Source organism: Kribbella sp. (assembly GCF_035655035.1).
Classification (GTDB): domain Bacteria; phylum Actinomycetota; class Actinomycetes; order Propionibacteriales; family Kribbellaceae; genus Kribbella.
The window spans coordinates 1-5,272 of record NZ_DASRVN010000001.1 but is presented as its reverse complement, the minus strand read 5'-3'; the positions used below and the strand labels follow the sequence as shown (position 1 = coordinate 5,272).

Sequence of the window (5,272 nt, the reverse complement as noted above, 5' to 3'; positions counted from 1 at the left end):
GGTGATGCGGACGACAGCGCCGACGAGCAGAGTGACGACGAGCAGGACGACGAGTCCGACGCCCAGGCGGACGACGCCGACCAGGACGGTACGGCGGACTCCGACGACGAGGAGGCCGCGGGCGGTTCGTCGCGTCGCCGTCGCCGTCGTCGCCGTCGCAAGGGCGAGGACAACGGGGCGTCCGCCGACGACCCGGACGAGACCGTCGTACGGGTCCGTGAACCCCGCAGCAAGAACACCGCGAACGAGATCACCGCGGTAGAGGGCTCGACCCGCCTGGAGGCGAAGAAGCAGCGCCGCCGTGAGGGTCGCGCCGCCGGCCGCCGCCGGGCGCCGATCGTGACCGAGGCCGAGTTCCTGGCCCGTCGCGAGTCGGTCGAGCGGACGATGGTGATCCGGTCCCGCGAGGACCTGACCCAGATCGCGGTCTCCGAGGACAACGTCCTGGTCGAGCACTACGTGACCACGGCGGAGCAGACGTCGCTGATCGGCAACGTGTACCTCGGCCGCGTGCAGAACGTGCTGCCCAGCATGGAGGCCGCGTTCATCGACATCGGCAAGGGCCGCAACGCGGTGCTGTACGCCGGTGAGGTGGACTGGGCGACCCTTGGTGGTGCCAACGGCCCGCGCAAGATCGAGCAGGTGCTGAAGTCCGGCCAGTCCGTCCTGGTCCAGGTGACCAAGGACCCGATCGGCCACAAGGGCGCCCGCCTGACGAACCAGATCAGCCTGCCCGGCCGGTACGTCGTCTACGTACCGCGCGGCGGCAACGGCGGGATCAGCCGCAAGCTCCCCGACACCGAGCGGAACCGGCTGAAGACGATCCTGAAGGACATCGTCCCCGACGAGGCCGGCGTGATCGTCCGGACCGCCGCCGAGGGCGCCTCGGAGGAGGAGCTGACCTCGGACGTCAGCCGCCTGCAGGCCGCCTGGGAGGACATCGACAAGAAGTCCAAGAACGGCCAGGCCCCGCACCTGCTGTACGGCGAGCCCGACCTGCTGATCCGCGTCGTCCGGGATCTGTTCACCGAGGACTTCGCGAAGCTCGTGATCTCCGGCGACGAGGCCTACGACCAGGTCCGGGAGTACGTGGCGGGGGTCGCGCCGCACCTGGCCGACCGGGTCGAGAAGTGGAACGGCGACGGTGACGTCTTCGCGAACTACCGGATCGACGAGCAGATCAAGAAGGCGCTGGACCGGAAGGTCTGGCTGCCGTCGGGCGGTTCGCTGATCATCGACCGGACCGAGGCGATGACGGTGGTCGACGTGAACACCGGCAAGTTCACCGGTTCCGGCGGCAACCTCGAGGAGACCGTCACCAAGAACAACCTGGAGGCGGCCGAGGAGATCGTCCGGCAGCTCCGGCTCCGCGACATCGGCGGCATCATCGTGATCGACTTCATCGACATGGTGCTGGAGTCGAACCGGGACCTGGTGCTGCGCCGGCTGGTGGAGTGCCTGGGCCGGGACCGGACCAAGCACCAGGTCGCCGAGGTGACCTCGCTCGGCCTGGTCCAGATGACCCGGAAGCGGATCGGTACCGGCCTGCTCGAGGCGTTCAGCGAGAACTGCGACCACTGCGGTGGGCGCGGGCTGATCCTGCACGACGAGCCGAAGGAGTCCCGCCGCCGCAACGGCCAGAACGGCCAGAACGGTCAGAACGGTCAGAACGCGCAAAGCGGCCAGAACGGGCAGCAGAGCGGTCACGACCACGCCAAGCCCGCACCGGCGGACGAGGGCGGCCGGAAGAGCTCACGCCGCCGCCGTGGCAAGAACCGCGGCGACGACGAGCAGCCCGCCGAGGCCGAGGCGCAGCACAACGGCGACGCCGCGCAGAAGCTGGCCCAGATCGCCGCCGCCACGGTGAAGAAGGACGAGGCCGACGCCGGTACGCCGGCCGACGGCACGGACGGTACGGGCGCGGTTGCGACGGCGGACGGTACGCCGGAGCCGACCGGATACCCGGTGTCCGCCGCTGCCGAGGACCACGTCAGCCCGGAAGCCACCGGTTTCCCGGCTCCGGAGGCCGGCAGCGCGGACGGCGAGCCGGCCGACGCGGCGCAGAACGACGGGGAGGCGGCGCAGAACGGGGCCGCGAAGAGCACCCGGCGGCGGCGTAGCAGCCGTAGCCGGAGCAAGACCGCTACCGAGGGTGAGGCAACCGGGCCGTCCGAGCTCGTCACCACCGGCAGCTGACGATTTCGGGTTATCGACCCGGGGTTGTAAGCTAGTGGTTCGGTGCGCCGAGTGCGCACCGAACCTATGCTTCGTAAAGTTTTCCGATCCAGCAGAGAGTGAGATCCACGGTGTACGCGATCGTGCGCAGTGGCGGCACCCAGCAGAAGGTCGCCGTCGGCGATGTCATCGAGATCGACAGCCTGACCGAGAAGGTGGGCGACACCGTCGCGCTGCCGGCGGTCCTCGTCGTCGATGGCGACACCGTGACGGCCGACGCTGCGGCGCTGGCCAACGTGGCTGTGTCGGCCGAGGTCCTCGGTCGTACCAAGGGCCCGAAGATCACCATCCTCAAGTACAAGAACAAGACCGGTTACCGCAAGCGCCAGGGGCACCGTCAGCACTACACCCAGGTCAAGGTCACCGCGATCGACGCGAAGAAGCTGTCTTCTTCGGCAAAGAGTGGGAGCTGATCTCGACATGGCACACAAAAAGGGAGCGGCCTCGACCCGCAACGGTCGTGACTCCAACGCGCAGCGGCTCGGCGTGAAGCGGTACGGCGGTCAGCTGGTGAACGCCGGCGAGATCATCGTCCGGCAGCGCGGCACCCACTTCCACCCGGGCAACCTGGTCGGCCGCGGCGGCGACGACACGCTGTTCGCGCTCGCCGAGGGCCACGTGGAGTTCGGCACCCGGCGCGGTCGCCGCGTCGTGAACATCGTCCCGGCTCCGGCGGAGTAACACCGCCACCCGGAACACAAGCTCTGTCGAAGGGCGGGTCGCGGAATACCGCGGACCCGCCCTTTCGCTGTCTACGGAGTACCCAGCAGTTGCGCAGGACCCGACAGGAAGTAGAGAACCACCGATGGCCATCCCCAGTTTCGTCGACCGTGTCACGGTGCAGGTTGCCGCGGGGCGCGGTGGGAACGGCTGCGCCTCGGTGCACCGGGAGAAGTTCAAGCCGCTCGGCGGTCCGGACGGCGGGAACGGCGGTGACGGCGGCAGCGTGATCCTGCGCGTCGACCCGGACGTCACCACGCTCGTCGACTACCACCGTTCGAGCCACCGCACCGCGACGAACGGTGCCCAGGGCAAGGGTGACCACCAGGCCGGCAGCAACGGCGCCGACGTGGTCCTCGCCGTCCCGGACGGCACCGTGATCAGCTCGGCGAACGGCGAAGTACTCGCGGATCTGGTCGGCCCGGGCGCCGAGTTCATCGCGGCGCAGGGCGGCAAGGGCGGCCTGGGGAACGCGGCGCTGGCGAGCAACACCCGCCGGGCGCCCGGGTTCGCGCTGCTCGGTGAGGACGGCGAGGAACGGACGCTCGTCCTGGAGTTGAAGGTCGTCGCGGACGTCGGCCTGGTCGGGTTCCCGAGCGCGGGCAAGTCGTCGCTGATCGCCGCGATCAGCCGCGCCCGCCCGAAGATCGCGGACTACCCGTTCACCACCCTGATCCCGAACCTCGGCGTCGTGGTCGCGGGAGACACCACGTTCACGGTCGCCGACGTACCGGGCTTGATCGAGGGCGCGAGCGAGGGCCGTGGTCTCGGCCACGACTTCCTGCGGCACGTGGAGCGTTGCGCGGCGCTGGTGCACGTCATCGACTGCGCGACGTACGAGCCGGGCCGCGACCCGCTCAGCGACCTGGACACGATCGAGGCCGAGCTGACCGCGCACGGCGGGCTCGAGGACCGGCCGCGACTCGTTGCGCTGAACAAGATCGACGTACCGGACGCCCGCGAGATCGCGGAGATGGTGCAGGCCGAGCTGACCGGGCGCGGGTACCGGGTGTTCCCGATCTCGACGGCGTCGCACGAGGGTCTCGAGGCGCTGAAGTTCGCGATGGCCGACATCGTCGTACGGCGGCGTGCGGAGGCGGAGAAGCCCGACAACACGCGGATCGTGATCCGGCCGCAGGTGCAGGGCGGGCCCGAGTTCAAGGTGAAGAAGCTGCCGGACGAGGGCGGCTGGCTGGTACAGGGCCAGAAGCCCGAACGCTGGGTGAAGCAGACCGACTTCGCGAACGCGGAGGCGACCGGCTACCTCGCGGACCGGCTGAACCGGCTCGGTGTCGAGGAGGAGTTGCTGAAGCTCGGTGCGCGGCCGGGCGACGCGGTCGTGATCGGCGACGGTCCGAACGCGATCGTCTTCGACTTCGCGCCGGACGTCCAGGCCGGCGCCGAGATCCTGGCCCGGCGGGGCGAGGACCACCGGCTGGAGGAGGTCCGCCCGGCGGAGCAGCGGCGGCGGGCGAAGGATTCGGAGTACCACGCGTTCCGCGAGGGCGACCGGTCCGAGGACTGGTCGGAGTACGGTCATGGCTGGGCGGTCGACGAGGTCGACCTGTCCCCGGCCGAGGCGAAGCGGGCGGCAGAGGCGGCGGCGAAGCAGGCGCGCAAGGAAGCGCGCGAGCAGGCCGCGGCGGAGGAACTCGACCAGAACGGTTGATTTCATGGAGCATCGCGCGGAGGCGTCCAACGCCACGCGAATCGTCGTCAAGGTCGGCTCGTCGTCGCTGACCCAGCGCGGCAGGATCGACCTGGAACGACTTCGCCTGCTCGTCGACGCCGTCGCGGCGCGGCGGGTCGAGGGCACCGAGGTCGTACTGGTCTCGTCCGGCGCGATCGCGGCCGGCCTGGCGCCGATGGGGTTGCGGTCGCGGCCGCGGGACCTGGCCACTCAGCAGGCGGCCGCGTCGGTCGGGCAGGGCCTGCTGATGGCCCGCTACAGCGACGCGTTCGCCGCGCACGGGTTGCGGGTCGGGCAGGTGCTGCTGACGGTCGACGACGTCACGCGCCGATCGCACTACCGCAACGCGTTCCGGACGTTCGCGCGGTTGCTCGAGCTCGGCGTCGTACCGATCGTGAACGAGAACGACACGGTCGCGACCACCGAGATCCGCTTCGGTGACAACGACCGGCTGGCCGCGCTGACCAGTCATCTCGTGCACGCGGACCTGTTGCTGCTGCTGTCCGACGTCGACGGCCTGTACGACGGGGACCCGCGCAAACCCGGTACGTCGATGGTGACCGAGATCCGCGGCGCCGCCGATCTCGAACCGCTCGCGATCGGGAAGACCGGGGCGTCCGGGGTCGG

Annotated in this window: 5 protein-coding genes; all 5 read left to right on the top strand. The window is 70.1% G+C overall.

Annotated features, from left to right (window positions below):
- A partial coding sequence (locus VFF46_RS00025) for an Rne/Rng family ribonuclease (RefSeq protein WP_325034854.1) occupies window positions 1-2,196 on the top strand: 2,196 nt, incomplete at its 5' end.
- Between the two features lie 110 nt (window positions 2,197-2,306).
- Window positions 2,307-2,648, top strand: coding sequence for a 50S ribosomal protein L21 (gene rplU / locus VFF46_RS00020; protein WP_325034853.1), 342 nt, complete (start codon window positions 2,307-2,309; stop codon window positions 2,646-2,648).
- A gap of 7 nt (window positions 2,649-2,655) precedes the next feature.
- A complete protein-coding gene (gene rpmA, locus VFF46_RS00015; RefSeq protein ID WP_130381076.1) occupies window positions 2,656-2,916 on the top strand; it encodes a 50S ribosomal protein L27 in 261 nt (86 codons plus the stop codon).
- Between the two features lie 124 nt (window positions 2,917-3,040).
- Entirely contained in the window at window positions 3,041-4,624 is a 1,584-nt protein-coding gene (gene obgE, locus VFF46_RS00010; RefSeq protein ID WP_325034852.1) for a GTPase ObgE, read from the top strand.
- Between the two features lie 4 nt (window positions 4,625-4,628).
- On the top strand, window positions 4,629-5,272 hold a 644-nt coding region (gene proB, locus VFF46_RS00005; protein ID WP_325034851.1), incomplete at its 3' end, for a glutamate 5-kinase.